This window comes from Corynebacterium pyruviciproducens ATCC BAA-1742 (assembly GCF_000411375.1).
Classification (GTDB): domain Bacteria; phylum Actinomycetota; class Actinomycetes; order Mycobacteriales; family Mycobacteriaceae; genus Corynebacterium; species Corynebacterium pyruviciproducens.
Genome location: NZ_KE150447.1, coordinates 12,446 through 37,494, shown reverse-complemented (window position 1 = coordinate 37,494; position 25,049 = coordinate 12,446). Strand labels below are relative to the sequence as shown.

Below are 25,049 nucleotides of genomic sequence, written 5' to 3'. Positions count from 1 at the left end.
ATGGCCTTTGAACTGCGATAATGTTGCCGCTATGGAAGAAAAAACCTCGATCGCAGCAAAACTCAACTGGCTGCGCGCCGGTGTTCTTGGCGCCAACGACGGCATCATCTCCACCGCCGGTGTTGTCATGGGTGTCGCCGCAACGGGCGCGGCACTAGGGGAAATCGCCACCGCCGGCATGGCGGCCGTCACCGCAGGTGCGGTGTCGATGGCGCTTGGTGAGTACGTGTCAGTCTCCGCCCAGCGCGACACGGAGCGCGCCATGATTTCCCAGCACGCCGAGGAAGTCCGCGACACCCCCGACGACCTCGAAGCCGACATCGTCAGCACGCTGGAGAAGCGCGGCCTCAACCCGGAGACCGCCCGCGTCGCCGCGCAGGAACTCGCCGCCGGCGACCTGCTCCACGCACACCTCATGGTGCACCACAACGTGGACTCGAAAGAACTCACCAACCCGTGGGCTGCAGCCCTTAGTTCTGCGGTTGCGTTCCTGCTCGGAAGCATATTCCCCTTGGTGGCGGTGGTGGTTGCCCCCGCCGGCTCCCGCGGCCTCGTCACCCTCATCGCCACCGTCGTTGCCCTGTGCGTCACCGGCGGGATTTCGGCAATGTTGTCGGAGGGGTCGACTGCGCGTTCCGTCACCCGCCTGGTGGTGGGTGGCGCGCTGGCGATGGCGATTACCTACGGACTGGGTTACCTCTTTGGTGAGGTGGCCTTGTAGCTACTACGCTGGTGGTCGTGGTATCGACTAACCCTGTTCTCGACGATCAGCCCCACGACGAATGCGGAGTCTTCGGTGTGTGGGCGCCGGGCGAAGACGTTGCAAAAATCACCTACTACGGGCTTTTCGCACTGCAGCATCGTGGCCAGGAGGCCGCTGGCATTGCGGTTGGCGACGGCGAGCAGATCGTCGTTTTCAAAGACTTGGGGCTGGTCAGCCAGGTTTTCGATGAACAGTCCCTGCAGGCTTTGCAGGGCCACCTGGCTATCGGCCACACCCGTTACTCCACCGCCGGGGGTGTGAGTTGGGAGAATTCCCAGCCTATTTTCCGCACCACGCCGTCGGACACGGATGTGGCGCTCGCCCACAACGGCAACCTCATCAACCACCTGCAGCTCATGAAGGAGGCGCGGGCGAAGGGGTTGGTTTCTACCGAGGGGTTTCCTTCCGATTCCGAGGTCACCTGTGCTTTGCTTGCCGACGCTGCGGGTAACGGCACCACCGTCCTCCAGTCCGCTTTGCGCCTCCTCCCCCAGCTAGAGGGTGCATTCTGCCTGGTGTTTACCGACGGCCACAACGTGTTCGCCGCCCGCGATCCGCACGGAGTGCGGCCCCTGTGCCTCGGTCGTCTCGAGCGGGGATGGGTGGTGTCGTCGGAGACGTGCGCCCTGGATATTGTGGGTGCCTCCTTCGTGAGGGAGATTGATCCGGGCGAGCTCGTCGTCATCAACGATTCGGGTGTGTCGTCGATGCGGTTTGCCGAGGGCAAGCGCAAGGGGTGCATCTTTGAGTACGTGTACTTGGCGCGCCCGGATTCGGATTTGCGCGGCCGTTCGGTGAACACGACGCGTGTGGAGATTGGTCGTCGACTAGCCAAGGAGTGCCCAGCCGACGGTGACCTGGTGATTCCGGTGCCGGACTCGGGGACACCGGCGGCCGTGGGGTATGCGCAAGGGTCGGGACTACCGTACGGCACGGGCCTGGTGAAGAACGCGTACGTGGGGCGGACGTTCATCCAGCCGACGCAGATGCTGCGGCAGCTGGGCATCAGGCTCAAGCTAAATCCGCTGAAAGACCAGATCAGGGGTAAAAAGCTCGTGGTGGTGGATGACTCCATCGTGCGCGGCAACACCCAGCGCGCTCTCATCCGGATGCTGCGCGAGGCCGGCGCCGCGGAGGTACACGTCCGCATTGCCAGCCCGCCGGTGAAGTGGCCGTGCTTCTACGGCATCGATTTTGCGTCGCCGGGCGAGCTCATCGCGAACGCGGTGGATTCTGGGAAGCCGGAGGCGATGGTGGAGGCGGTGCGCCAGGCAATTGGCGCGGATAGTCTTGGCTACATTTCGGTGGATGCGATGGTGGATGCTACGGAGCAGGATAAGGCGACGATGTGTTGCGCATGCTTTGATGGTGATTACCCGCTTGGCCTGCCGGAAGGTAATAATAATGCGGATCTTGTGCGTGCCATGAAGCAAGGCACGTACCCGCTGCCGCTTGTCGGCACCGATTACGAATCAGCTCACTAATCATATAAAGGATCACTATGACTGACAATACGTATGCTGCCGCTGGCGTCGATATCGAGGCCGGGGATCGGGCGGTGGAATTGTTTGCGCCGCACGCGAAGCGGGCGTCGCGGCCCGAGGTGCGTGGCGGCCTTGGCGGGTTTGCCGGGCTGTTTGCGCTTGGTAGGTATGAAAAGCCGTTGCTTGCTGCCGGATCCGATGGCGTGGGGACGAAGCTCGTCATCGCCCAGAAGATGGGCATTCATAACACCATTGGTATTGACCTCGTCGCTATGTGCGTCGACGACCTCGTCGTCTGCGGCGCCGAGCCGCTGTTCCTCCAGGACTACATCGCCATCGGCAAGGTGGTGCCGGAACACGTGGCGAGCATCGTCGAGGGCATCGCCGAGGGCTGCGTGCGCGCCGGCTGCGCGCTCCTTGGTGGGGAGACGGCCGAGCATCCCGGTGTCATGCCGGAGGGTGAGTACGACGTCTCGGCGACTGCCGTCGGTGTTGTTGAGGAAGACGAGGTGCTTGGTCCGCAGCGTGTCCGCGAGGGCGACGTGGTGATCGGTATGGCCTCGTCGGGGCTGCATTCCAACGGGTATTCGCTGGCACGCTACGTGCTGTTGGAACAGGCGCAGCTGCCCCTTACCTCCCACGTGGAGGAATTGGGCCGTAGCCTGGGAGAAGAGCTTCTGGAGCCGACCAGGATTTACACCAAGGATTGCCTGGAGCTGATCTCCGAGTGCGAGATCCACACGTTCTGCCACGTCACCGGCGGCGGCCTCGCGGGCAACCTGTCCCGCGTGATCCCGGAGGGGCTGACGGCGCGCCTGTCGCGTGCTACGTGGAAGCCGCTGCCGGTCTTCCGCTATATCCAGTCGGTGGGGAAGATTGCCCGCTCCGAGATGGAGAAAACGTTCAACATGGGTGTGGGGATGGTCGCTGTTCTGCCTGCGGCGGAGAAGGAGCGCGCGTTGGCGATCCTCGCGGCCCGTCATATTGATGCGTGGGAGCTCGGGATGGTGGAGGAGTCCGCTGGTTCCGAGCGGGTGGTTCTCGAGGATGAGTACGCCGAGTAGGTGGCTGGTGGGGCCCGCCGCGTGGTGGGCCCCGGCTTTGTGAGTTCAGAAATTTGAAAGGGAGCCCTGGTGGGGCTCCCTTTTTGGTGTATAGATTTAGTTACTTGTCCTCGTCAGGATCGTAGTTGGCCCACGCGGCGTACGGATCGTCCTCTTCCTCGTGGCGCTTGTCCTCCACTTGTCCGGAGAGCTCGCGCTGGAGAGATTCCAAGTCCATTTCCGGTGAGTTGTACTTGAGCCGACGAGCGACTTTCGTTTGCTTAGCCTTGGCACGGCCGCGACCCATGGCCTGACCCCCTTGGAGTTCCAAGAGACACCCGGGTATTTTTGGTGCCCCATAATCGTGCAGTTACTAAATATAAATACCTGTGTACACTTTAGCCGGTTTGCCGCGAAAATGCTGTATTTACCCCCTAGGCTTGGGGTTTGGGGTCCTTCAACTGGTTGATTGCCTGCCGTCCCGCCCCCGACGACGGCCTTGGCAGGCTGTGCTTGTCGACGCTCATCGCGCACTCCCCAGCCATAAACTCACCCGAGCGTTCCAGGGCGCTCGACTTGATGGTCGCCAGGGCGATGGGTCCGAGCTCGAAGTGGTGGACGACGGTGCCGAGCGTGCCAACCTTCCGCCCGTCGAGTGTGACAGGGGCGCCGAGGCGGGGAAGGTCGGGGACGGAGCCGTCGAGAAGCAAGAGAGCAAGCCCGCGGGGCGCGCGACCGAGGTTCTCCACCCGGGCGACGGTCTCCTGGCCGCGGTAACAGCCCTTTTCTAGGTCGACGGCCTGGTCAAGCCACAGACCCACCTCGTGGGGGATGGTGCGCGCGTCGCAGTCGGCGGGGTGGTCGGGTTCGGCACGGGCGACGCGGTAGGCCTCAAAACACATAAGGCCCGCGAGCTGGCCGTTTTGGGAAATAATCGCCTCGGTGGCGGCGGCTACGTCCGTGACGCCGTAGTCGGTGCGCAGCGGCTGTCCCTCCACCACCCGGCGGAATGCGGCCGTGAGCGGGGCGTGTTCGCCGAAAACGGTGACGAGCTTGAGAGGGGAGACCTCGATTTTGACCTTGGACCAAAAAATCATGGAAACCAGGTAGTCACGTAGGGTTTCTGCTTCGTGGGGGGAGACGATGAGGTAGACGGCATCGTCGGTGACGGCCACGTCCATGGCGTGCTGGACGCGCCCGTTGGCGTCGAGGTCGAGGGCCATGAGGGCGCCGGGGGTGATGATCTTGGAAAGGAGCGTGGTGAGGAACGTTTCGCGGTCGTCGCCGGTGACGGTGAGGATGGTGCGGTTGGAGCGGTCGACAAGCGTGAGCGCGGCGCGCTGCTCGCCGAAGGGGTTGCCGTAGTGCCAGGCGACGCCGTCGGTGGCCTGGCGGGTGGGGTCGGCCTGGTCCGGGGGTGCCGGCTGGGCGCCGTGGGTATTCATGAGGGGCGAAACGTATGGAGACATGACAACCATCGTAGTGGTGGCATAATCGGGGGTATGGGACATGCGCCAGTGATCGTTGTTGTTGAGCCGTTCGGTGGGTCGTCGCGCAGGCAAAACCCGCAGCTTCCCCACATCTTCTGGGATGATCTGGGCCTCACCCGTGCGGACGGGATCTTCGAGTCCCTCCTCGTCCACGAGGGGCGGGCCTGCAACGTCGAGCGCCACGTGGAGCGGTTTTTGGCCGGCGCGAAGAAGCTTGACCTCCCGGAGCTCGGCAGGGACGCGGTGCTCAAGGCGACAGGGGAGGCCGTCGCCGGGTGGGTGGACGAATGCGGCGACGAGCTAGTCGACGGCAAACTGGTGTGGACCTTCACCCGGGGACGTGCGAGCACCGGGATCCCCTCGGTGTGGATGACCGTCACCGACGTGCCTGCGGGCAACGCCAAGCTGCGGGAGAAAGGCGTCAAGGTGAAGCTGTGCGAAAAGGGCATCACGCTACACCCGGAGAAGGCACCCTGGATCGCCTCCGGCGCGAAATCGCTCGGCTACTCCGCCACGATGGCGGCGCTGAGGGCTGCCAAGGCCGAGGGTATGGATGATGTCATCTGGGTGGACGGCGACCGGGTGCTCGAGGGGGCGACGAGCACGGTGATCTCCATCAAAGGCAAGAAGGTCCGCACCCCACCCAGCGGAACTGACGTGCTAGCAGGGACGACACAGCAGGCTGTGTTTGAAACCTTGACGGCAGCGGGCTACGCGTGCAAGGAGAAAGCGTTGAGCGTCGACAAGCTTAAAGAAGCCGACGGTGTGTGGCTCGTGTCGTCCGTCCGCGGGGCGGTGCCAGTGCGGTCCCTCGACGGGGAGAAACTCAACCGGAACACCCCCGACGACGTCGCGCGCCTTCTCGCGGAGGCGATGTTCAGCTAGCCCACCACGCGGGTGAGCTCTGCGGAGCGCTGCTCCTCGGCGCGCTCATCCACCCACCCGAGGTGGTTGTTCGGCATGAGCCCATACATGCGCTTGCCAGGGCCCAGGGCCTGTGGGCCCGTCTCCGTCACCATCGTCGATGCGGACTGCAACGTCCAGGAACGCTCGTTGTACGGCTCGCCGTAGAAAATCTCCACCACTCCATCGGCGCGCACGGAGATGAGCTCAATCTGATCCTTTTCATCGATCCGCCAGAACCCATACGCATTCGTGTCCGGATCTGCGTATTCGCCTTCAGAATCGAGCTTCCATGTGCGCGAGTGGTAGCTCAAATAGTTCTCTCCATTGTGCGCGATGACGAGCTCCTGGCCGAACGCGAACTCGCCCTCATCCGTGGCAGCCTGGCCCTCGCCGCGCCACACGCCCACGAGCGGAAGAAGCGCCAGGAGGCCGTCGTGAAGATTGGGGCCCTGCCTCAAATTCGCGGTATCCACCGGGTGCGGCGTGGCCTCCAAATCGGCAATGTCCGCCGTATCAAAGATATTCTTGTCGGCCGTCGCTTTAGCCGCCTCGGCAGCCTTGGTAATAGCCTCATTTCCATCCAACGATGCAGACTCACTCATGGTCACACAGCCTACACGTCCGACGACAAATCCTCGGTGTCGAACCGGACGTCCCGCTGCTCCGACTCAATATAGATAGAGCCCCCGCCACAAAACACCCGCGAAGCCTGACCCTCCAAAGGTAAGTTTTCTGAGGTAACACTCCAGCTAAACGCATCATTCTGGTCGGTGGGGATGAGGTGGACCACCCCATCAACAATCCGCAGCTTCACCAACGACTGCTGCTTCTCCGTGGCACCTGGCGGCGTCCCCGTCAACAGGGCCTCCGCCGAGGGGGAGGCCGAGGGCGAAATGTCGTCGGGGTTAGAGATATCCAAGTCCGAGATGCCTAGCTGCTCGCCGAGGGCGACGCCGTCGAGCCTTACCGTATACACCAAGCGTTTTGCGGTCACATCCTTGAGGTTTCCGCTCAAAATCTGGCCCGGCGGCACCGTCAGGTCGAAGGCTTCCGATTTCTTGTTCACAAGCCCGAAGCCCGGCTCCTGCACGTCGACCATTTCGGCACGCAGCGAGTCGATCTCACCGCCCAGGGCGGAGACGATAAATGGTGTGCCGCTGATGGTCACGGCTGGTTTCTGTGGCAGCCCCTCGAGGCTTTGGAGCTCGGTGGAGATGACGCGTTCGGTGTTGGTGGCGACCACCCCATCCACGAGGAGGAAACCGCCCGCCACCACGGCAGCACCGATAAAAACTGGGATTAACTTGGCCACACTATATTTGTAGCTTATGGAGATTCTTTCGCGTGCATTTGCTGTCGACGGCGTGGAGCCTTTCAGTGAGCAGTTCGTCCGGGGGCTCACGGAGCCGATGGGCCATACCCGCCACCAAATTGAGCAGGATGGGCAGGTCATTGCCCTGATCTCTGGTGACGGTTCCACTGCTGAGCTCGTCGTCGACCCCGCTTATCGACGCCGCGGCCTCGGTTCCCAGCTCTACGAGCGCGCCGGGCTCCCGCCCGTGTGGGCCCACGGGGATCTCCCCGCCGCCCGCGCGTTTGCGGCACACCATGGCCTGGTGGCGACGCGAATCCTCCTGGTGATGGGGAAGGAGGGGTACACGCCGCAGGAGGTCAGAGTGCCGGAGGGGTTTAGGATCGTGACCGCTGCCGAGGAATGCGACGATGAGCAGTGGGTTCGTGTGAATAATGAGGCGTTTTCGTGGCATCCGGAGCAAGGGGGATGGGACGTCGACAAGCTAACAGAAGCGAGGGCGACCCAGTGGTATGACCCACGGGGGGTGTTCTTCCTTTACGAGGGTGACCGACTGGCGGGGTTCCATTGGACGAAACGTGTGGATTCAGTGGGGGAGGTGTACGTCATCGGGCTGGGTGACGGGTACCGGGGGCGGGGGCTCGGCGGCCCACTGTTGACCGCGGGTTTGAACGCGATGGCCGAGGACAAGCGGATAATCCTCTACGTGGAGGGGGATAACGAGCAGGCCGTGGCGATGTACAGGAAGGCGGGCTTTACAGAGCGGGAGCGTCACGTGGTGTACGAGCGACCCGAGGAGTAAGAGGGCGTCGGGGCCGTCGTAAGCGTCGGGGCCGTTGTAAGCGTCGGGGGTGATGCGGGGGTGGTGGTGTGTGAGGGCGAGGTCGTGGGGGAGCGACGGGTTGGGCTGTGTGTGGAAAAGGGGTGTGACGTGGGAGTTTAGGGGGAGTGCTGGAAAAAGTTTCGGAATTAACCCTCTGTTTACCTGGATTCTTATTGTTGGACATTTAGGGCCGTTAGGGTGTTCACGAGAAGCGAGGTGATGTGCTGTGAGCACGTCATTCGTGACTACAGCATGAATTGAAACTACCGGAGGTAATACCCGTGAAAAGCACTCTTAGGCGCTCCCTCGCCATTCTTGGCGTTGCAGCAGTAGGCGCATTTGGCCTGGTTGGTTGCTCCGACTCGGCATCGGACACAGCATCGGACGCATCGTCTGCCGTGACCTCGGCAGCCCAGGACGCTAAGGAAAGCATCCAGGGCCTCAGCGGTCAGTCCGGCACCCTCAACGGTGAGGGCGCATCCTCCCAGCAGAACGCCATGGAGTACTTCAAGGTGAAGTACGGCGAGGCAGTCGACGGCGCAAGCCTCAACTACACGGCCTCCGGCTCCGGTTCCGGCCAGAAGCAGTTCATCGCCGGCCAGGTCGACTTCGGTGGCTCTGACTCCCCGCTCAAGGAGGATCAGATCGAGCCCGCCAAGGAGCGTTGCGGTGGCAACGATGCCTGGCACCTCCCGCTGGTTATCGGACCGGTGGCCGTGGCCTACCACCTGGAGGGCGTGGACAGCGTCGTCCTCACCCCTGAGGTCATCGCCAAGATCTTCAACGGCAAGATCACCAAGTGGAACGACGAAGCTATCGCCGCCCTCAACAGCGGCGCATCCCTGCCGGACAAGGACATCAAGGTCATCTTCCGTTCCGAGGAGTCCGGCACGTCCGACAACTTCCAGAAGTTCCTCAAGGCCACCGCTCCTGCCGAGTGGGACACCACCGGCAAGGCGTTCCCCTCCAAGGTTGGCTCCGGCGCTAACTCCTCCACCGGCGTTGTCGGCGAGGTGAAGAAGACCGACGGTGCTATCACCTACGTGGAGAGCGGCTTCGCTAAGAACGAAGGCCTCAGCATCGCCCAGATCGACTTCGGCAATGGCCCGGTCGAGCTGAACAAGGACTCCGTCAACAAGGCTCTGGCCAAGATTGACTTCGCAGGCGAGGGCCACGATCTTGTGGTCGATGCTGAGTCCCTGTTCCAGATCAACGACGCTGGCGCATACCCGCTCGTCCTCACCACCTACGAAATTGTCTGCTCCGCTGGTTACAACACTGAGACCAGCGCCCGTGTCAAGGACTTCCTCACCGTTGCCCTCAACAACCAGGATTCCAACCTTGAGCAGATCGGCTATGTCCCGGTCGATGGCGGTTACAAGGCCGCCCTCGAAGAGGCCGTCAACGCTATTCAGTAGCATCCCGTGGCGCGTCCCCCACGGGGGTGCGGTCACATCCTGACACTTCCGTGGCCTCCTCGTGCCAACATGTGCAAGAGCATTAGGCACCGGGGGCCATTGGCGAGTCGGACACAGTAATTCTTATTAGTAAATTTCTACCTAAGGATAAAGCCTATGGTCAGCAATAAACCGTCGGTAGGCACGGACTCGCCGGCGCCCCAGTCGGATGGTTCCACCCGCGTGGCCACGCGTGTCATCGCCGATTCGGCTGCCGCGGACACCCAGGCAACCCCCGCAACGCAGGGTGCCGGTGGCGCACATGAGGCAGCCGATGACAAGGACGTGAAAATTCAAGCGAAGGGCGGTTCCGTCAAGAGGGTCGGCGACCGCGTTTTCGAGACCCTGTCCACAGTGTCGGCTGCCACCATCACGGTGATCATTGCGGCCATCGGCGCGTTCCTCCTGTGGCGGGCGATTCCGGCTCTCACCCGCAACGCCGAGGGCATCACCGGCTTCTTCACCTACGCCGGTGACTGGAATACTGGGGACACCGAAGCCATGTACTTCGGCATCCCCAACCTGTTTTTCTCCACCGTCCTCATTTCACTCGTCGCCCTCGCGCTGGCCATGCCGGTGGCGCTCGGTGTGGCGATCTTCCTGTCCAACTACGCCCCCAAGAAGCTGGTCAAGCCGCTCGGCTTCCTCGTCGACCTGCTGGCCGCCGTGCCGTCCATCGTGTACGGCCTGTGGGGCGTCACGGTGCTTGGCCCCACGGTCGGCCCCCTGTACGAGAAGATCGCCAACTCCTTCCTGGGGCACTTCTTCCTCTTTGAGGTGTACCCCAACTCCCCGTCGTTCGCCACGTCGCGCAACATGCTCACCGGTGGCATCGTGCTCGCGATCATGATCCTCCCGGTCATCGCTGCGACGGCCCGCGAGGTCTTCGTCCAAACCCCGAAGGGATACATTGAGGCCGCCCTGGCACTCGGCGCGACCCGCTGGGAAGTGGTGAAACTCACCGTCATTCCGTTCGGTCTGTCCGGTTACGTCTCCGGTTCCATGCTCGGCCTCGGCCGCGCACTCGGTGAGACGATGGCTCTGTACCTGGTTGTCTCTCCGTCCTCCGCATTCCGAGGTTCGCTTTTCGACGGTGGTACGACGTTCGCGACGGCGATCGCCAACGCCGCCCCAGAATTCAACGACGACATCAAGGCCGGTGCCTACATCGCCGCCGGCCTGGTCCTGTTCCTCCTCACCTTCGTGGTCAACGCCGCGGCGCGTGCGATCGTGAACAAGAAGAAGTAAGTGGGAGATTCGCTCATGACTAACACAGCTACCAAGCAGAATTCCCCCGCGACCACGACGTTTACGCCAATTTCCGGTGGCCGTAAGGCGGCAAACTCGGCCGCCACCGTCATCATCGGGTTGGCTATGTTGCTTGCCATGGTCCCGCTGGTCTGGGTGCTTTTCGACGTCTTCCGTTACGGTTTGCCCGTCATTTTGCAGGCAGACTGGTGGACGAAGGACATGTCCCAGTCCATGGCCATCCTTCCCGGCGGTGGCGCCAAGCACGCAATCATTGGCACGTTCGTTCAGGTGGCGATCACCTCGGCGCTGTCCATCCCGATCGGCATCTTCACCGCTATTTACCTGGTGGAGTACTCCCGGGGCGGCAGGCTCGGTAGGGTCACCACGTTCATGGTGGACATCTTGACCGGTGTGCCCTCCATCGTTGCCGCGCTGTTCATTTACTCCTTCTGGGTGGTGCTCTTCGGCTTCGACCGCTCGGGCATGGCCGTGTCGCTGGCGCTTGTCATCCTCATGGTGCCGGTCATCATCCGCAACACCGAGGAGATGCTGCGGGTCGTCCCGCAGGGCCTGCGTGAGGCCTCCTACGCCCTCGGTGTGCCCAAGTGGAAGACGATCGCCAAGATCGTTCTCCCCACCGCGTTGTCCGGCATCGTCACCGGTGTCATGCTTGCCGTCGCCCGCGTCATGGGCGAGTCCGCGCCAGTGCTCATCTTGGTGGGCATGACCTCGGCGGTGAACTGGAACGCTTTCGACGGCAACCAGTCCTCCCTGCCGCTGTTCATGCTCGAAATGTACAAGTCCGGGTCTTCCGGGCCGATGATGGACCGCATGTGGGGCGCAGCCCTCACGCTCATCATCCTGATCGGTGTGCTGTACCTGGCAGCCCGCCTCATCTCTGCCCGCTACTCAGTGAAGAAGTAAAAGGAAATCCCGCAAATGGCTAAGCAACTTGATCTCAAAGATCTCAATATCTACTACGGCGATTTCCACGCCGTTCAGGACGTTAACCTTCACGTCCCGTCGCGCTCGGTGACGGCCTTCATTGGCCCGTCCGGCTGCGGCAAGTCCACGGTGCTGCGCACCCTCAACCGTATGCATGAGGTCACCCCCGGTGCGTACTGCAAGGGGCAGGTGCTTCTCGACGGTGAGGACATCTACGGCCCCAAGGTTGACCCCGTGGCTGTGCGCAACACCATCGGCATGGTGTTCCAGCAGGCCAACCCGTTCCCCACGATGTCCATCGAGGACAACGTGGTCGCCGGCCTCAAGCTGTCTGGCGAGAAGAACAAGAAAAAGCTCAAGGAGGTGGCCGAAAAGTCGCTTCGTGGCGCAAACCTGTGGGACGAGGTGAAGGACCGCCTGGACAAGCCGGGTGGTGGCCTCTCCGGTGGGCAGCAGCAGCGTCTGTGCATCGCCCGCGCCATCGCCGTGGAGCCCGAGGTGCTGCTCATGGACGAGCCGTGCTCCGCCTTGGACCCGATCTCCACGCTCGCCGTGGAGGACCTCATCAATGAGCTGAAGGAAGAGTTCACCATCGTCATCGTGACGCACAACATGCAGCAGGCTGCCCGCGTGTCCGACCAGACGGCCTTCTACTCCCTCGAGGCCACCGGTAAGCCCGGCCGCCTGGTGGAGGTTGGTCCGACGAAGAAGATCTTCGAGAACCCGGACGAGAAGGAAACCGAAGATTACATTTCCGGCCGCTTTGGCTAGAAAATGTGAGAAAAGATCCAGCTTACGGGCTGGATCTTTTTTTATGCCCTCCCCCTAGCTTCTGAAGCGGCGCTCCAACTCCTGGAACTTCTCGGCGATCTCCGCCTCCGCCCGTTCTTCCTCTCGCTTCTCCAGGTACTCGTCTCGGCGCAGCCCGGTGACGAGGTAAACAACCTGGGTTGCCACGTTGACGCAGTGGTCCGCGCAGCGCTCGTAGTAGCGCGACAGGAGCGTCACGTCGACGGCGGCGCGGGTGCAGTGCTCCCACGGCCGGTTGGCGACGAGCGAGTTCAAGTGCGCGTTGATATCGTCCACGGCGTCATCTTCAGCGTCCATGGTGATGGCCTTCTCCTCGTCGGGAACAACAAGGATGTCGCGTACCTCGGCCAGCATGTGGGCGCACAGGCGCGCCATTTCATCAAAGAACCCCTGGATATCGGCCGGAACTGCCCGGTGGGGGTGGCGGCGGCGCGCGAGCTTCGCGATGTGGCAGGACAGCTTAAACATGCGGTCGAAATCCTGCACGATGTAAATCGAGGTGACCACCTGGCGCAGATCCCTGGCCATCGGGTTTTCTAGGGCTAAAAGCTCCACGGCGCGGTCCTCGCAGCGCTGACGCAGTTCTTCTGCTTGGTCGCTGAGGGTGAGGACATCCTCTGCCTTCTGCAGGTTGGCGTCGCGAAGCGCCTCGGAGGCCATGGCGAGTGCCTGGTCAACGGTGTCGCAGTAGACGATGAGGTCGTGGGCAAAGGTATCTAGAAGCTGCCGGTAGACAGTACGCATACGGACACCTTAACTCGCTTGCGCACTCTTCGCACGGCAAGCGAGTTCCGATTTTTTAGGAATCGTGGACGAGGGGGAGATCGTCGGTGTCGTCGAGCCAGCCGTCGGGAAGCGCGACCTTCTTCGCGGAGCCCTGGCGCCCACGGGGGCCGTCGGCGTCGTCGGGGCGGGCGGAGGAATGAGCAAACGGTTCCAGGAGGGCGTCGAGAAGCTTGAGGGAGGTGACGGAGGAGAGGGAGGCACGGAAGGCGCCACCGACGGGGTATCCTCGGAAGTACCAGCCGACGTGTTTGCGGATATCGCGGCAAGCGTGGGATTCTCCCATGTGAATGGCCAAAAGCTCTGCGTGGCGGCGGATGATCGTACACACCTCCCCGAGCGTGGGCGGCGGGGGCACGGGGCGGCCGGACAGGGCCAGTGACAGGTCGGAGAAAAGCCACGGGCGACCGAGGCAGCCGCGACCGATCTCGATACCGTCGCACCCCGTCTGCTCGAACATCGCCAATCCGTCGGCGGCGGAGAAAATATCCCCGTTGCCAAACACAGGAATGTCCAGGGTCTGCTTGAGTTCGGCGATGCGCTCCCAGTGCGCGTGGCCCGAATAGCGTTCCGCCGCGGTGCGGGCGTGGAGGGTGACGGCGGCCGCGCCCTCCTCCTGGGCGATGCGGCCCGCGTCGAGCATTGTCTCGTGTTCCGCGTCGATTCCTATCCTAAACTTCACGGTCACGGGGATTTCCGTATCAGCGACCCCGCGCACCGCCGCGTCGACGATCTGTCCGAACAGCTTGCGCTTGTACGGCAGTGCCGCGCCGCCGCCCTTGCGCGTCACCTTGGGCACGGGGCAGCCGAAGTTGATGTCCAGGTGGTTGGCAAGGTTCTCCGTGGCGATCATCCGCGCCGCCTTGAAGGTGTACTCGGGGTCGGTGGTGTAGAGCTGCAGGCTGCGTGGCTCCTCCACCGAGGAGAAAGCGGCCATGTGCAGGGTCTTTTCGTTTCTTTCTACCAGGGCGCGGGCGGTGACCATTTCGCACACATAGAGGCCGGACACGCTGCCCGCCTTGTCCAGCTCTTGCTCGCGGCAGAGCAGGCGGAAGGCGACGTTGGTCACCCCGGCCATGGGGGCGAGGACGACAGGGGAGGTGAGCTCAATGTTTCCGATTCTGACCACGAAGAGGATTGTGCCATTGACGTGGGATTCATCGCAAAAAATGGATGGGTGGGGGAAAAATTGGTGGGAAAGGTCGCACGATTGGTAATTTTCGGGGCGCGGACGGAGAATTGTCACTAAGGTGGTGGGAAGAACGGAAGCCTTGTGTCGTTGGCACGGGTGGACCCACTACCGAGGAGGAATAATGTCTGATCGAATTCATCATGCTGGGCTGAGGGCCAAGGTCATGAGCGCGGAGGATGCTACGCAGTTCATCCACAACGGTGATCGTGTTGGTGTGTCGGGTTTCACGGGGTCCGGTTACCCCAAGGCGATGCCGACGGCCATTGCTGAGCGTTCCAAGGCGGAGCGCGAGAAGGGCAACGAGTACAAGATTTCGCTGTTCACCGGCGCGTCCACGGCCCCCGATTGTGACGGCGTGCTGGCCGAGGCGGGCGCGCTGAATATGCGTTCCCCGTACCAGTCGGATCCGACGATGCGCAAGGCGATCAATAACGATGAGTTGCAGTACGTCGACGTGCACCTGTCACACTCGGCGCAGCAGATTCAGGCCGGCTTCTTTGGCAACCTCGATGTGGCGATCGTGGAGGCCTGCTCCATCGACGCGGAGGGCAACATTGTGCCGTCGTCGTCGGTGGGCAACAGTGTGGAGTATCTCGATTCCGCGGACCGCATCATCATTGAGGTGAATGAGTGGCAGTCTGAGGAGCTCAACGGCATGGCCGATATTTGGCGGATGCCGCAGGCTCCCAACCGTGTGGCGATTCCGATTCAGGATCCGGGCGACCGCATCGGTAAGACCTACATCGACATTGACCTGGACAAGGTGGTTGCCGTTGTGGAGACCAACGCCCCCGACCGCAACGCCCCGTTCAAGCCTCTCGACGAGACGTCGAAGAAGATCGCCGGGTACTTCCTTGACCTTCTGGAAAGCGAGGTGCGCGCCGGGCGCCTCTCGTACGACAAGTTCATCATGCAGTCCGGTGTGGGCAACGTCCCCAACGCCGTCATGGCGGGCCTTTTGGACTCCAAGTTTGAGAACATCAAGTCCTACACCGAGGTCATCCAGGACGGCATGATCAACCTCATCGATGCCGGCAAGATGTCCGTCGCCTCCGCCACCGCGTTCTCCCTGTCGCCCGAGTACGCCGCCAAGATGAACCGCGAGGCCGGCAACTACGCCAAGGAGATCGTCCTGCGTCCGCAGCAGATCTCCAACCACCCCGAGGTCATCCGTCGTACTGCACTCGTTGCCTCCAACGGCATGATCGAGGCCGACATCTACGGTCACATCAACTCCACCAACGTCTGTGGCTCCCGCATGATGAACGGCATCGGTGGTTCCGGTGACTTCGCCCGTAACGCTGGCTTGTCGACGTTTATCTCACCGTCTACCGCCAAGGGCGGCGCCATCTCCGCCATCGTGCCCTTCTGCTCCCACGTCGATCACACAGAGCACGACACCATGGTTGTCATCACCGAGTACGGCTACGCCGACCTGCGTGGCCTCTCGCCCAAGCAGCGCGCCAAGAAGATGATCTCCATCGCCCACCCGGACTACCGTCCGCTTTTGGAGGAGTACTTCGACCGCGCCGTATCCAAGTGTGGCAAGACGGCCCACGAGCCACACGACCTGTCCACTGCTCTCAGCTTCCACGAGCGGTTCCTTGAGACCAAGACGATGCTGAAGTAACACAACAACGCAAAAACCGGGATTCACGACGAGGTGAATCCCGGTTTTTGTTGTAGGCCCCGAGGGTCTCGAACCCTCCACCCACGGATTAAAAGTCCGTTGCTCTACCCGATGAGCTAGAGGCCCACACGGATTAAACCGTGGCTACAATCCTAACGCCCGATGTATAAAAGCGCCAAATTACGGCGTAATCTGTGGCAATGGAACTCAGCGGCAGATGGCCAGGTAAAGGCACCCTCATCACCGAGAGGAATGTGTCCCTGGCCTGGATAGATGATGAAATTTTGGGGCAGTTGGCGGTCCTTGCGGGTGAGGGGATATTCCCCCGGCCCTACCCCTCGTACGCGTTCCCGTGGGCGCAGGGGGACGCCGAGACCGTGAGGAAAAACGTCATCGAGTACCAGCGAGGGGTGCGGACGACGTGCGGGCCGGAGAAGTGGAGGCTCGAGCAAGCAGTGATCGTCGACAAGCAACCAGTGGGAGTTGTGGGCATCGGGGCGGAGGACTGGCGGGACCGCAAGGTGGGCGTGAGCGGGTCGTGGCTCGGGCGACGGTACCAGGGGAGGGGAATCGGGTCCACGGCCGCTGTAGCGCTTCTCAGGGTGTTTTTTGAGCGCCTCGGCGGCGAGGAGGCGCGGCGCATCGTCTACCCGGAAAACACGGCATCGCTGCGGGTAGGCGAAAAGCTCGGGTACACCCGCCTCGAAGGCAACGAGTTTTCGCTCACAAAAGACCAGTTTAGGGCCCGATTTTGTTCGTAAGGTGTTGTCACGTAATGTGTTAAGGGCTGCAGTTGAGCAGCGAGCTCCCATCGTCTAGGGGCCTAGGACTCCGCCCTTTCACGGCGGCAACACGGGTTCAAATCCCGTTGGGAGTACCACCTTCGGGTGACAATTAAAGATGGCCCTGTGGCGCAGTTGGTTAGCGCGCCGCCCTGTCACGGCGGAGGTCGCGGGTTCGAGTCCCGTCAGGGTCGCCATCGCAATCGCCTCGCGCTAAGCGAGGCGATTTTTTTATCCTTATCCCATCCCTCTGGTTATCCACCCATAAACCCTGGTTGTGCAGGTGATTTGCTCCGTATGGGGGCGTTGTATAGACTAACAACCCGTGCATACGACACCCCACAAGGTGTCAATGTATGTGGCCCTGTGGCGCAGTTGGTTAGCGCGCCGCCCTGTCACGGCGGAGGTCGCGGGTTCAAGTCCCGTCAGGGTCGCGGCACGGTAGCTCAGTCGGTAGAGCGTCCGCCTGAAAAGTGGAAGGTCGACAGTTCGATCCTGTCCCGCGCCACCTTTAATCAAAGATCCCCTGGCCTACGCTGGGGGATTTTTGGCATACTGGGGAGGTACACGATTAAGGAGGAAAGTTTATGGTTGAATCTGAGACCAATAAGGAAATCCGCCATGATCCTGATAACTCCCGCTACACCGTGCAGGTGAACCAGGACATCGCTGGCTACGCAGCCTACGAGGAGAAGGACGGTGTGCGTAACTTCAACCACACCGTTGTGGAAGAAGCCTACAGGGGCCAAGGGCTGTCCAAGGAGCTCATCGCTTTCGGGTTGGATGACACCCGCGAGGCGGGGTTGAAGATTGTTCCGACGTGCTCCGCGGTGGCTGATTTCATCGCTAAGAATGGCGAGTACGCTGACCTCATTGCTGGCGAGGACGAGCGCTAGGCACCCCTGTGAACTGGGGAAAATCAAGAATTTAAGAAAAAACGCAGGTCAGAGCACGAATCATTTTTATCGTGTCTGACCTGCGGTTTTGTGTGGGTGTTAGATGACCCAGGTGCCGAACTCTTGGGCGATGTAGACGTCTGGATCGACAAGTTTTTGTTGCTCGTGGTGCATGCGGGGGCGGTTCTTGGCGGGGATGCCGACGGCGATGTGGCACGGGGGGACATCCTTGGTGACGACGGCGTTGGCGCCGATGGCGGAGCCGTCGCCAATCGTGATGGGGCCGAGGACCTTGGCACCGGCACCGACGGTGATGTTGTTGCCCAGGGTGGGGTGGCGCTTGGTCTTGGTGAGGTCCTGACCACCAAGCGTGACACCGTGGTAGAGCATGACATCGTCGCCGATTTCTGTCGTTTCGCCGATGACGATCCCCATGCCGTGGTCGATGAAGAAGCGGCGGCCGATGGTGGCGCCGGGGTGGATCTCGATACCGGTGAAGAAGCGGTTGAGTTGGGAGAGGATACGTGCGGGGGCTTTGTGCCCGCGCGTCCACAACCAGTGGGCGATGCGGTGAACCCAGATGGCATGCAGGCCCGAGTAGACGACGGCGTTCTCGAGGTCGCCGCGGGCAGCCGGATCGTGCTCCCGGGCGGCCTTGAGATCCTCGCGGATCATGGAAATTACGCGAAACATGGGTACATGGTAACCAAGAACAGGTGGGGCGGTGGAGTGGGTACGCAAAAAAACACCGCGCCGAAGCGCGGTGTGGGGGTGGTTAGAGCTTAGGACCACTCGCTGCGGATGTCCTCGAAGAGGGCGGTGGAGACGTAGCGCTCGCCGTAGTCGGTGATGACGGTGACGATGGTCTTGCCCTTGTTCTCGGGCTTCTTGGCCTCCTCCAGTGCGACGAAGACGTTGCCGCCGGAGGAGATGCCGCCGAGGATGCCCTCGTCGGTGGCAAGCTTGCGGGCGGTGGAGATGGCGTCTTCGTTGGTGACGGTGCGGAACTCGTCGATCACCTTGCGGTCCATGACCTCGGGGATGAAGTTGGCACCGATGCCCTGGATCTTGTGGGAGCCGGCGCGGCCCTGGGAGAGGAGCGGGGAGTTTGCGGGCTCAACGGCGATCACCTGGGTGTCGGCGTTGACGTCCTTGAGTACCTCGCCCACGCCGGAGACGGTGCCTGCGGTGCCGAAGCCGGCGACGAAGATGTCGACCTTGTTGTCGGTGTCTGCGAGGATCTCCTTGGCGGTGGTTTCGCGGTGGATGGCCGGGTTGGCGGGGTTGCCAAACTGGTCGGCGGAGATGGCGTTGTCGGTGTTGGCGATAATCTCGTTGGCCTTATCCACGGCACCCTGCATTCCTGCTGCGCCCGGGGTCAGGACGATTTCTGCTCCGTAGGCGCGGAGCATCACGCGTCGCTCCATGGACATGGTCTCGGGCATGGTGAGGATGACCTTATAGCCGCGGGCGGCGCCGACCATGGCGAGTGCGATGCCGGTGTTGCCGGAGGTGGCCTCGACGATGGTGCCGCCGGGCTTGAGTTCGCCGGACTTCTCGGCGGCGTCGACAATTGCCTTGCCGATGCGGTCCTTGACGGAGTTGGCGGGGTTAAAAGACTCGACCTTGACGAGCACGTCGGCCTCAAGGCCCTCGGTGAGTTTGTGTAGGCGAACCAGGGGGGTGTTGCCAATGGTGTCGGTGATGTTCTCGTACAGTGCCATGATTTTTCTCCTTTGAGTAGCTATTTCTTCGTTGTGGTTGCCCACTGTACACCCGCACCCCCGGTTTGTCTAGACAAAATAGTCTCCGTATGGTAGACAAAGGGGTCTGTTGGGCGAATGTGGGTGCTTATCCGCCCCGGTGGCGGTACCGTAGAGACATGACTCAAAGGCGAGAAGTAACCAACACGATTCACGCGTCGTTGGAGGACATTCACAGTTGTCTCTTGCATCCGCAGTTCTATTCGTCGACAAGCGAGGAGAGTGAGGAGGAAAACACCGTAGAGGTGACGCAGACCTTTACGGGGAACTACCTCATCCATGTGCGCAACGTGGGGGCAGACTTCACATACACCGTTGAGCCGTTTAATACCACCGGGTTTACGGTGACGGGCGTGGGGAAAGCGGGGGCAAAGCTGGAGACAACGCGCACGCACACGTTCACCCCCGTTGACGAATCTACTACCGAGGAACACGTCGAAGCGGTGTACACCGTGGACATTCCCATCATTGGTCCGCTCGGCGAGGCGCGCTGGGCCGGCCTGCTTGACCAGGAGTTGGAGGGACGAATCTCCACCATGGAGGCGTACTCACAGTGGAGACGCGGGCAGGAAGAGTGAGGGTATTTCTTTTTACCCCCACGGGTGGTTTATACTTCACGTAGATAGCTGTAGAACAACCCCACTAGGGTGTCCCTAGTTGGGGGTATGACGCAGGAGGAAGTCTCGTGGAGATTCAGCGCATGAAGGATGACGACGATGCCATACGCGCGTCGCTGACGAACCTGAAAACAGCAACAGGGATACCGGTCACCATGTATTCCATGGTGGCCAACGACGGCTCCCTGCAGATCACCTCGTGGGTGGGGCTGCGCACCCCGGCCCTGCAAAACCTCACCATCTCGCCCGGCTGCGGCATCGGCGGGCGCGTGGTTAACACCCGCCGCCCCGTGGGTGTGACCGACTACATGCGCGCCGGCAACATCACCCACGAGCACGACCGGGCGATCCAGGACGAGGGGCTCCACTCCATCGTCGCCGTTCCCGTCATCGTCCAGCGGGACATCGTCGGTGTCCTCTACGTCGGTGTTCACTCGCCCGTGCGGTTGGGTGACAAGGTCATCGAGGAGGTCACCATGACGGCCCGCACCCTCGAACAAGACCTCGCCATCAATCACGCTTTTCGACGTTCAGATACCGCCCGCCCCGCCTCCCTCAAACACGGCCGCTCCCTCAACGGCGCGGAATGGGAACAGGTCCGCTCCACCCACTCCAAGCTGCGGATGCTGGCCAACCGCATCACCGACGAGGAAGTGCGCAACGAACTCGAGGTGCTGTGCGACCAGATGATCGCCCCCGTGCGCATCAAGCCCACCACCAAGCTGTCCGCCCGCGAGCTCGACGTGCTGAGCTGCGTGGCCCTCGGTCACACCAATGTGGAGGCCGCCAAGGAAATGGGCATCGGGGCCGAGACCGTGAAGAGCTACCTGCGCAGCGTCATGCGCAAGCTCGGCGCCCACACCCGCTACGAGGCGGTTAACGCCGCCCGCCGGATTGGCGCCCTGCCCTAACCCGAGTAAAACGAAGTCCCGCGACTGCGCTGTCGCGGGGTTTTGCTTATCTTGGAGGTGCCGCCGGAAAAACTGCACACGGATATGGTCTGACCACTTGCTCCGTAGCTGGTGGTCAGGTGTGCTACATCCGGTTGTGCCAACTTTTTCTTGGGGCTAGCCTAGTTCCCCGCCTTTTCTGCCTTTTTCGCTGTGGGGTGGGGCGGGGTTTTGCTTATCTTGGAGGTGCCGCCGGAAAAACTGCACACGGATATGGTCTGACCACTTGCTCCGTGGCTGGTGGTCAGGTGTGCTACATCCGGTTGTGCCAACTTTTTCTTGGGGCTAGCCGCTACCGGCTGCCGCCCGGCACCCATTTCACGTCGTCGCCGTCGGCCTCCATCCGGCCAATCACGAACAGCAAATCGGAGAGTCTGTTGAGGTACTTGGCAGTAAGCACGTTGGTGGTGTCCGGGTGCTCATCGATGGCGCGCCACGCGCAGCGCTCTGTACGCCGCGTGATAATCCGTGCGGAGTGAATGAGCGCCACCGTGGGCGAGCCTCCGGGGAGAATGAACGAATCCAGGTTGGGCACGTGCTCGTTGAGCTCGTCTATCTCCTTCTCCAGGCGCTCGATGTAGCTGGGCTCCACGCGCAACGGCGGGTACTTTGGATTGTCTTCCACGGGGGTGGCGAGGTCCGCGCCGCAGTCGAAGAGCTCGTTTTGCACGCGCCTAAGTATTGTGGCCGTTGCCTCGCTGGGCTCACCCAGGGAGAGGACTTGGCCGATCATGGCGTTGGCTTCCTCGCAGTCGGCGTAGGCCTCGAGGCGGGAATCGTACTTGGGTACGCGGTCGAAGTTGGATAGCCCCGTCGTTCCGTCGTCGCCGGTGCGTGTGTAGATCTTGGTGATGTGTACAGCCATACACCCCACCCTACAGAGAAGAAAGCCCCCGCGACCTGGGCGCGGGGGTGAAAAAGTGGCTAGTTTTCGCTCTTTTGTTGCTTGAGCATGATGTCGCGGATCTCCTTGAGGAGGACGACGTTTTCCGGAACTTCCTCGGCTTTGGGGTCGAGTCCGAGCTTGCGGGCGCGCACCTCCTTGTACTTGTTCATCGGGAGAACGAAGAGGAAGTACACCACGGAAGCGATGATGAGGAAGTTGATGGCGGCGGTGATGAGTGCGCCGAAGTCAATGAAAGTGGCATCGTTCCCGGAGATGATGTGGATGCCGAAGCCCTTTACCTCGGCGCCACCGAGCGCGGCGATGAGGGGTTTGATGATGTTGCTCGTGAATGCGTTGACGATGGATGTGAAAGCACCGCCGACGACGACGGCGACGGCGAGCTCAATAACGTTGCCGCGCATGATGAAGTTTTTGAAATCTTCAAGATTGTTTTTTACGGTGGGGGGAACGTTTACAGATGGGACGCGCACTTCAACTATTCCTTTCTTATGAGTTTTAGCCGGAGTTAGTGTAGTACTACACAGTCCAAACATTCCAAACTGTGCTACCCCCTCCTGTGCCACTAGGCTTAGAAGGCGTGAGTGAACGTTTTATTGTCCATGGTGGTGCCCGCCTCGAGGGCGTAGTTCGCGTCGATGGCGCCAAGAATTCTGTGCTCAAACTGATGGCGGCGTGCCTCCTCGCCGAGGGGGAGACAACCCTGACCAACTGCCCCGAGATCGGCGATGTCCCGCTCATGCGTGACGTGCTCGAGGGGCTGGGATGCACAGTCACAATCGACGGGTCGACGGTGACCGTCAACACGCCAAAAGAGGTCAATTTTCGCGCAGACTTCCAGGCAGTGCGCCAATTCCGTGCAAGCGTCTGCGTGCTCGGGCCGCTGACGAGCCGCTGCCACCGCGCCATGGTGGCGCTGCCCGGCGGCGATGCCATCGGTTCGCGTCCCCTGGATATGCACCAGTCCGGCCTGGAGAAGCTGGGAGCCACCACCCGCATCGAACACGGGTGCGTGGTGGCCGAGGCCGAAAAATTACACGGTGCCCAGATCAAGCTAGATTTCCCATCGGTGGGGGCGACGGAGAACATCCTCACCGCCGCGGTCCTCGCCGAGGGCACCACCACCCTGTACAACGCGGCTCGGGAGCCGGAGATCTCCGATATTTGCGCGATGCTCAACTCGATGGGGGCGCGGATCTCGGGGATTGGAACATCAACCTTAACCATTGAGGGCGTCGATAAGCTCCATTCCACGGTGCATGAAGTTGTGGGTGACCGGATCGTGGCGGGGACGTGGGCGTACGCGGCGGCGATGACCCGCGGCGACGTGACGGTGGGCGGGATTTCGCCCCAGCACCTGCACCTGGTGTTGCAGAAGCTGAAGATGGTAGGCGCGTCGGTGGAGACCTACGATAAAGGGTTCCGCGTGCGGCAAGAGGGCCGCCCCAAGGGCGTGGATTACCAAACGTTGCCGTTCCCGGGCTTCCCCACGGATATGCAGCCGATGGCGGTGGGCCTGGCGGCGATCTCGGAGGGCAACAGTATTATCACGGAGAACGTGTTCGAGGCGCGTTTCCGCTTCGTGGATGAGATGATGCGCCTGGGCGCCGACGCCACCATCGATGGCCACCATGTTCTCATCCGTGGTGTGGATCGGTTGAGTTCCACACCGGTGTGGGCATCGGATATTCGTGCGGGAGCGGGGCTGGTTCTGGCGGGGCTTGTTGCCGACGGTGACACCGAGGTCAATGACGTATATCACATTGATCGCGGGTACCCGCGGTTTGTGGAGAATCTCAACAGCCTCGGTGCGGATGTGAGGCGGGTTGTAGACTAGGTCACATGTGTCTAGGTGTTCCCGCGCAAGTCGTTGACGTAGTCAGCGACTCTCGCGCCCAAGTGTCCATGAGTGGTGTCACCCGGTTGATCGCCACTGATTTGCTTGCCGACGCCCCGCTCGCCCCTGGTGATTGGGTTCTGGTTCATGTGGGTTTCGCAATCTCCATGATCGATGACGAGGAGGCCCAGCTGACGCTGCAACAGATTAAGCAGCTGGGTGGCAATACCTATGAGGATGAGTTGGCGAGCTTCACGGGGTCAAAAATTTGAAATACGTAGACGAATTCCGCGACCCCAAGGCAGCCAAGGAGCTCATCAAGGTCATCAAGGAGGATGCGGCGAAGCTCCCGAAGCCGATCAACGTGATGGAGGTGTGCGGTGGACACACCCACACCATCTACCGCTACGGCCTGGAGAACCTCCTGCCGGATAACATCAACCTGATCCACGGCCCGGGCTGCCCTGTGTGCGTCATTCCCATGGGGCGTGTCGACGATGCGATGTGGCTCGCCCACCAGGAGGGCGTCATCCTCACCACGTTCGGTGACATGATGCGCGTGCCCGGCTCGGATGGCACCTCGCTGCTCCAGGCCCGCGCCGCGGGTTGCGACGTGCGGTTTGTGTACTCGCCCCTCGATGCCCTCCAGGTCGCCCGGGAGAACCCGGACAAGCACGTGGTGTTCTTCGCCGTCGGGTTCGAGACCACGGCGCCGTCGACGTGCGTGACGCTCATCAAGGCGAAGGAGGAGGACATTGATAACTTCTCCATCTTCTCCAACCACGTCACCATTCAGCCACCGCTGCAGAAGATCCTTGACGGCGGGGAGACCGCCGTCGACGGGTTCATCGGGCCCGGTCACGTGGCCACCATCGTGGGCACGGACGCGTTCGAGTTCCTGCCGCAGGATTATGACCGCCCCGTGGTGGTCACCGGCTTCGAACCCCTCGACGTGCTCGAGGCCATCCACATGCTCATCAAGCAGTTCCTCCGCGGCGAGGCGAAGGTGGAAAACGAGTACTCCCGCGTGGTCAAGCCCGAGGGCAACCTCGCCGCGCTCAAGATGATGGACAATACGTTCACCGTCCGTGACAAGTTCGAGTGGCGTGGCCTCGGCGAGCTCGACGATTCGGGCCTCGCCATCTCCGAGGAGTACGCCAAGTGGGATGCGGAAAAGCGGTTCGATCTTCCCGGCAACCGGGTGGCGGACCCCAAGGCGTGCGAGTGTGGCGCGGTGCTCTCGGGCCACATCAAGCCGTGGCAGTGCAAGGTGTTCGGCACGGCCTGCACCCCGGATACGCCCATCGGCACGTGCATGGTTTCCCCGGAGGGGGCGTGCGCCGCCTACTACAACTTCGGCCGCATCGACCGTGAACTGACGCTGAAAATCGCTGCGAAGGGTGGCAAGTAA

27 protein-coding genes and 5 tRNA genes are annotated in these 25,049 nt (G+C 61.8%); 21 read left to right on the top strand and 11 right to left on the bottom strand.

Features of this window, described 5'->3' with window-relative positions:
- The first annotated feature begins 31 nt into the window (after positions 1-31).
- From HMPREF1219_RS06645 to purM, 3 genes are read left to right on the top strand one after another with little or no spacing between them, the layout of a single operon-like run.
- The gene (locus tag HMPREF1219_RS06645) at positions 32-721 is read left to right on the top strand and encodes a VIT1/CCC1 transporter family protein (RefSeq protein WP_016458122.1); all 690 of its coding nucleotides are present in this window, start codon (positions 32-34) and stop codon (positions 719-721) included.
- A gap of 17 nt (positions 722-738) precedes the next feature.
- The gene (gene purF, locus HMPREF1219_RS06640; RefSeq protein ID WP_016458121.1) at positions 739-2,247 is read left to right on the top strand and encodes an amidophosphoribosyltransferase; all 1,509 of its coding nucleotides are present in this window, start codon (positions 739-741) and stop codon (positions 2,245-2,247) included.
- A gap of 17 nt (positions 2,248-2,264) precedes the next feature.
- Positions 2,265-3,311 carry a phosphoribosylformylglycinamidine cyclo-ligase gene (gene purM / locus HMPREF1219_RS06635; protein ID WP_016458120.1) on the top strand — a complete coding sequence of 349 codons (1,047 nt, stop codon included), beginning with the start codon at positions 2,265-2,267 and terminating at the stop codon, positions 3,309-3,311.
- 100 nt (positions 3,312-3,411) lie between these two features.
- Here purM and HMPREF1219_RS06630 read toward each other — a convergent pair whose 3' ends face one another.
- Positions 3,412-3,597 (bottom strand): DUF3073 domain-containing protein, encoded by a 186-nt coding sequence (locus tag HMPREF1219_RS06630; protein ID WP_016458119.1) that lies wholly within the window; start codon positions 3,595-3,597, stop codon positions 3,412-3,414.
- Between the two features lie 127 nt (positions 3,598-3,724).
- Positions 3,725-4,759, bottom strand: coding sequence for a CAF17-like 4Fe-4S cluster assembly/insertion protein YgfZ (ygfZ, locus tag HMPREF1219_RS06625; RefSeq protein ID WP_169455911.1), 1,035 nt, complete (start codon positions 4,757-4,759; stop codon positions 3,725-3,727).
- A gap of 33 nt (positions 4,760-4,792) precedes the next feature.
- Between ygfZ and HMPREF1219_RS06620 the strand changes: the two genes are divergently transcribed.
- A complete protein-coding gene (locus tag HMPREF1219_RS06620; protein WP_084594751.1) occupies positions 4,793-5,665 on the top strand; it encodes an aminodeoxychorismate lyase in 873 nt (290 codons plus the stop codon).
- Here HMPREF1219_RS06620 and HMPREF1219_RS06615 read toward each other — a convergent pair.
- Both HMPREF1219_RS06615 and HMPREF1219_RS06610 read right to left on the bottom strand, forming a co-directional pair.
- On the bottom strand, positions 5,662-6,288 hold the full coding sequence (locus HMPREF1219_RS06615) for a heme-binding beta-barrel domain-containing protein (RefSeq protein ID WP_016458116.1): 627 nt from the start codon (positions 6,286-6,288) through the stop codon (positions 5,662-5,664). The two genes, HMPREF1219_RS06620 and HMPREF1219_RS06615, sit on opposite strands and share 4 nt — an antisense overlap.
- A gap of 11 nt (positions 6,289-6,299) precedes the next feature.
- Positions 6,300-6,998 carry an LmeA family phospholipid-binding protein gene (locus tag HMPREF1219_RS06610; RefSeq protein ID WP_016458115.1) on the bottom strand — a complete coding sequence of 233 codons (699 nt, stop codon included), beginning with the start codon at positions 6,996-6,998 and terminating at the stop codon, positions 6,300-6,302.
- Between the two features lie 16 nt (positions 6,999-7,014).
- Here HMPREF1219_RS06610 and mshD point away from each other — a divergent pair, with 16 nt between their 5' ends.
- From mshD to pstB, 5 genes are all read left to right on the top strand, one after another.
- A complete protein-coding gene (gene mshD, locus HMPREF1219_RS06605; RefSeq protein WP_016458114.1) occupies positions 7,015-7,800 on the top strand; it encodes a mycothiol synthase in 786 nt (261 codons plus the stop codon).
- A 302-nt stretch (positions 7,801-8,102) separates the two neighbouring features.
- Positions 8,103-9,239 carry a phosphate ABC transporter substrate-binding protein PstS gene (gene pstS, locus HMPREF1219_RS06600; protein WP_016458113.1) on the top strand — a complete coding sequence of 379 codons (1,137 nt, stop codon included), beginning with the start codon at positions 8,103-8,105 and terminating at the stop codon, positions 9,237-9,239.
- Between the two features lie 156 nt (positions 9,240-9,395).
- Positions 9,396-10,526 (top strand): phosphate ABC transporter permease subunit PstC, encoded by a 1,131-nt coding sequence (gene pstC, locus HMPREF1219_RS06595; RefSeq protein ID WP_016458112.1) that lies wholly within the window; start codon positions 9,396-9,398, stop codon positions 10,524-10,526.
- A gap of 15 nt (positions 10,527-10,541) precedes the next feature.
- Positions 10,542-11,453, top strand: coding sequence for a phosphate ABC transporter permease PstA (pstA, locus tag HMPREF1219_RS13060; protein ID WP_016458111.1), 912 nt, complete (start codon positions 10,542-10,544; stop codon positions 11,451-11,453).
- Positions 11,454-11,468: 15 nt separating this feature from the next.
- Positions 11,469-12,245: a phosphate ABC transporter ATP-binding protein PstB gene (pstB, locus tag HMPREF1219_RS13055; protein ID WP_016458110.1), complete on the top strand. Its 777-nt coding sequence runs from the start codon at positions 11,469-11,471 to the stop codon at positions 12,243-12,245.
- A 54-nt stretch (positions 12,246-12,299) separates the two neighbouring features.
- On the opposite strand, the gene phoU is transcribed toward pstB, so the two are convergent.
- Together phoU and dusB are read right to left on the bottom strand one after the other, a co-directional pair.
- The gene (gene phoU, locus HMPREF1219_RS06580) at positions 12,300-13,028 is read right to left on the bottom strand and encodes a phosphate signaling complex protein PhoU (protein ID WP_016458109.1); all 729 of its coding nucleotides are present in this window, start codon (positions 13,026-13,028) and stop codon (positions 12,300-12,302) included.
- Positions 13,029-13,083: 55 nt separating this feature from the next.
- On the bottom strand, positions 13,084-14,196 hold the full coding sequence (gene dusB / locus HMPREF1219_RS06575; protein WP_040427532.1) for a tRNA dihydrouridine synthase DusB: 1,113 nt from the start codon (positions 14,194-14,196) through the stop codon (positions 13,084-13,086).
- A gap of 184 nt (positions 14,197-14,380) precedes the next feature.
- Between dusB and scpC the strand changes: the two genes are divergently transcribed.
- Positions 14,381-15,889 carry a succinyl-CoA:acetate CoA-transferase ScpC gene (scpC, locus tag HMPREF1219_RS06570; protein WP_016458107.1) on the top strand — a complete coding sequence of 503 codons (1,509 nt, stop codon included), beginning with the start codon at positions 14,381-14,383 and terminating at the stop codon, positions 15,887-15,889.
- A 53-nt stretch (positions 15,890-15,942) separates the two neighbouring features.
- On the opposite strand, the gene HMPREF1219_RS06565 is transcribed toward scpC, so the two are convergent.
- Positions 15,943-16,015 (bottom strand) — tRNA-Lys (locus HMPREF1219_RS06565).
- A 74-nt stretch (positions 16,016-16,089) separates the two neighbouring features.
- Here HMPREF1219_RS06565 and HMPREF1219_RS06560 point away from each other — a divergent pair.
- The 6 genes from HMPREF1219_RS06560 (at position 16,090) to HMPREF1219_RS06535 (ending at position 17,567) form a co-directional block, all read left to right on the top strand.
- Positions 16,090-16,650, top strand: coding sequence for a GNAT family N-acetyltransferase (locus HMPREF1219_RS06560; RefSeq protein WP_016458106.1), 561 nt, complete (start codon positions 16,090-16,092; stop codon positions 16,648-16,650).
- Positions 16,651-16,693: 43 nt separating this feature from the next.
- Positions 16,694-16,769 (top strand) — tRNA-Glu (locus HMPREF1219_RS06555).
- Between the two features lie 22 nt (positions 16,770-16,791).
- Positions 16,792-16,868 (top strand) — tRNA-Asp (locus HMPREF1219_RS06550).
- A gap of 163 nt (positions 16,869-17,031) precedes the next feature.
- A tRNA-Asp gene (locus HMPREF1219_RS06545) sits at positions 17,032-17,105 on the top strand.
- Between the two features lies 1 nt (position 17,106).
- Positions 17,107-17,179, top strand: a tRNA-Phe gene (locus tag HMPREF1219_RS06540).
- A gap of 79 nt (positions 17,180-17,258) precedes the next feature.
- Complete coding sequence (locus tag HMPREF1219_RS06535; RefSeq protein ID WP_016458105.1) at positions 17,259-17,567, top strand: GNAT family N-acetyltransferase; 309 nt, start codon at positions 17,259-17,261, stop codon at positions 17,565-17,567.
- 99 nt (positions 17,568-17,666) lie between these two features.
- Here the strand turns inward: HMPREF1219_RS06535 and epsC are convergent, their stop codons facing one another.
- A complete protein-coding gene (gene epsC / locus HMPREF1219_RS06530; RefSeq protein WP_040427394.1) occupies positions 17,667-18,260 on the bottom strand; it encodes a serine O-acetyltransferase EpsC in 594 nt (197 codons plus the stop codon).
- Positions 18,261-18,349: 89 nt separating this feature from the next.
- Positions 18,350-19,291 carry a cysteine synthase A gene (gene cysK / locus HMPREF1219_RS06525; RefSeq protein ID WP_016458103.1) on the bottom strand — a complete coding sequence of 314 codons (942 nt, stop codon included), beginning with the start codon at positions 19,289-19,291 and terminating at the stop codon, positions 18,350-18,352.
- Between the two features lie 158 nt (positions 19,292-19,449).
- On the opposite strand from cysK, the gene HMPREF1219_RS06520 reads away from it, so the two are divergent.
- Both HMPREF1219_RS06520 and ramA read left to right on the top strand, forming a co-directional pair.
- Complete coding sequence (locus tag HMPREF1219_RS06520; RefSeq protein WP_016458102.1) at positions 19,450-19,908, top strand: hypothetical protein; 459 nt, start codon at positions 19,450-19,452, stop codon at positions 19,906-19,908.
- Positions 19,909-20,015: 107 nt separating this feature from the next.
- A complete protein-coding gene (gene ramA, locus HMPREF1219_RS06515; RefSeq protein ID WP_016458101.1) occupies positions 20,016-20,858 on the top strand; it encodes an acetate metabolism transcriptional regulator RamA in 843 nt (280 codons plus the stop codon).
- A gap of 331 nt (positions 20,859-21,189) precedes the next feature.
- Here ramA and HMPREF1219_RS06510 read toward each other — a convergent pair whose 3' ends face one another.
- Both HMPREF1219_RS06510 and mscL read right to left on the bottom strand, forming a co-directional pair.
- Positions 21,190-21,762 (bottom strand): cob(I)yrinic acid a,c-diamide adenosyltransferase, encoded by a 573-nt coding sequence (locus tag HMPREF1219_RS06510; RefSeq protein ID WP_016458100.1) that lies wholly within the window; start codon positions 21,760-21,762, stop codon positions 21,190-21,192.
- Positions 21,763-21,821: 59 nt separating this feature from the next.
- Positions 21,822-22,205, bottom strand: coding sequence for a large conductance mechanosensitive channel protein MscL (gene mscL, locus HMPREF1219_RS06505; RefSeq protein ID WP_040427530.1), 384 nt, complete (start codon positions 22,203-22,205; stop codon positions 21,822-21,824).
- 176 nt (positions 22,206-22,381) lie between these two features.
- Between mscL and murA the strand changes: the two genes are divergently transcribed.
- Genes murA through hypD form a run of 3 tightly spaced genes read left to right on the top strand, consistent with a single transcriptional unit; the run spans position 22,382 to position 25,049 of the window.
- Positions 22,382-23,638, top strand: a complete 1,257-nt coding sequence (murA, locus tag HMPREF1219_RS06500) for a UDP-N-acetylglucosamine 1-carboxyvinyltransferase (RefSeq protein WP_040427392.1) — start codon at positions 22,382-22,384, stop codon at positions 23,636-23,638.
- Positions 23,639-23,643: 5 nt separating this feature from the next.
- Entirely contained in the window at positions 23,644-23,910 is a 267-nt protein-coding gene (locus HMPREF1219_RS06495) for a HypC/HybG/HupF family hydrogenase formation chaperone (protein WP_016458097.1), read from the top strand.
- Positions 23,907-25,049, top strand: coding sequence for a hydrogenase formation protein HypD (gene hypD / locus HMPREF1219_RS06490; protein ID WP_016458096.1), 1,143 nt, complete (start codon positions 23,907-23,909; stop codon positions 25,047-25,049). The genes HMPREF1219_RS06495 and hypD overlap by 4 nt, the downstream gene beginning before the upstream one ends.

What these genes read in the sequence shown, in the direction of transcription:
- pstB (WP_016458110.1), top strand. Translation starts at nt 11,469, where the DNA reads ATGGCTAAGCAACTTGATCTCAAAGATCTCAATATCTACTACGGCGAT.
- HMPREF1219_RS06645 (WP_016458122.1), top strand. Translation starts at nt 32, where the DNA reads ATGGAAGAAAAAACCTCGATCGCAGCAAAACTCAACTGGCTGCGCGCC.
- purM (WP_016458120.1), top strand. Translation starts at nt 2,265, where the DNA reads ATGACTGACAATACGTATGCTGCCGCTGGCGTCGATATCGAGGCCGGG.
- mshD (WP_016458114.1), top strand. Translation starts at nt 7,015, where the DNA reads ATGGAGATTCTTTCGCGTGCATTTGCTGTCGACGGCGTGGAGCCTTTC.
- mscL (WP_040427530.1), bottom strand. Translation starts at nt 22,205, where the DNA reads ATGCGCGGCAACGTTATTGAGCTCGCCGTCGCCGTCGTCGTCGGCGGT.
- phoU (WP_016458109.1), bottom strand. Translation starts at nt 13,028, where the DNA reads ATGCGTACTGTCTACCGGCAGCTTCTAGATACCTTTGCCCACGACCTC.
- pstA (WP_016458111.1), top strand. Translation starts at nt 10,542, where the DNA reads ATGACTAACACAGCTACCAAGCAGAATTCCCCCGCGACCACGACGTTT.
- ygfZ (WP_169455911.1), bottom strand. Translation starts at nt 4,759, where the DNA reads ATGTCTCCATACGTTTCGCCCCTCATGAATACCCACGGCGCCCAGCCG.
- HMPREF1219_RS06495 (WP_016458097.1), top strand. Translation starts at nt 23,644, where the DNA reads ATGTGTCTAGGTGTTCCCGCGCAAGTCGTTGACGTAGTCAGCGACTCT.
- HMPREF1219_RS06630 (WP_016458119.1), bottom strand. Translation starts at nt 3,597, where the DNA reads ATGGGTCGCGGCCGTGCCAAGGCTAAGCAAACGAAAGTCGCTCGTCGG.
- HMPREF1219_RS06560 (WP_016458106.1), top strand. Translation starts at nt 16,090, where the DNA reads ATGGAACTCAGCGGCAGATGGCCAGGTAAAGGCACCCTCATCACCGAG.
- HMPREF1219_RS06615 (WP_016458116.1), bottom strand. Translation starts at nt 6,288, where the DNA reads ATGAGTGAGTCTGCATCGTTGGATGGAAATGAGGCTATTACCAAGGCT.
- HMPREF1219_RS06535 (WP_016458105.1), top strand. Translation starts at nt 17,259, where the DNA reads ATGGTTGAATCTGAGACCAATAAGGAAATCCGCCATGATCCTGATAAC.
- epsC (WP_040427394.1), bottom strand. Translation starts at nt 18,260, where the DNA reads ATGTTTCGCGTAATTTCCATGATCCGCGAGGATCTCAAGGCCGCCCGG.
- HMPREF1219_RS06520 (WP_016458102.1), top strand. Translation starts at nt 19,450, where the DNA reads ATGACTCAAAGGCGAGAAGTAACCAACACGATTCACGCGTCGTTGGAG.
- cysK (WP_016458103.1), bottom strand. Translation starts at nt 19,291, where the DNA reads ATGGCACTGTACGAGAACATCACCGACACCATTGGCAACACCCCCCTG.
- HMPREF1219_RS06510 (WP_016458100.1), bottom strand. Translation starts at nt 21,762, where the DNA reads ATGGCTGTACACATCACCAAGATCTACACACGCACCGGCGACGACGGA.
- HMPREF1219_RS06620 (WP_084594751.1), top strand. Translation starts at nt 4,793, where the DNA reads ATGGGACATGCGCCAGTGATCGTTGTTGTTGAGCCGTTCGGTGGGTCG.
- pstC (WP_016458112.1), top strand. Translation starts at nt 9,396, where the DNA reads ATGGTCAGCAATAAACCGTCGGTAGGCACGGACTCGCCGGCGCCCCAG.
- scpC (WP_016458107.1), top strand. Translation starts at nt 14,381, where the DNA reads ATGTCTGATCGAATTCATCATGCTGGGCTGAGGGCCAAGGTCATGAGC.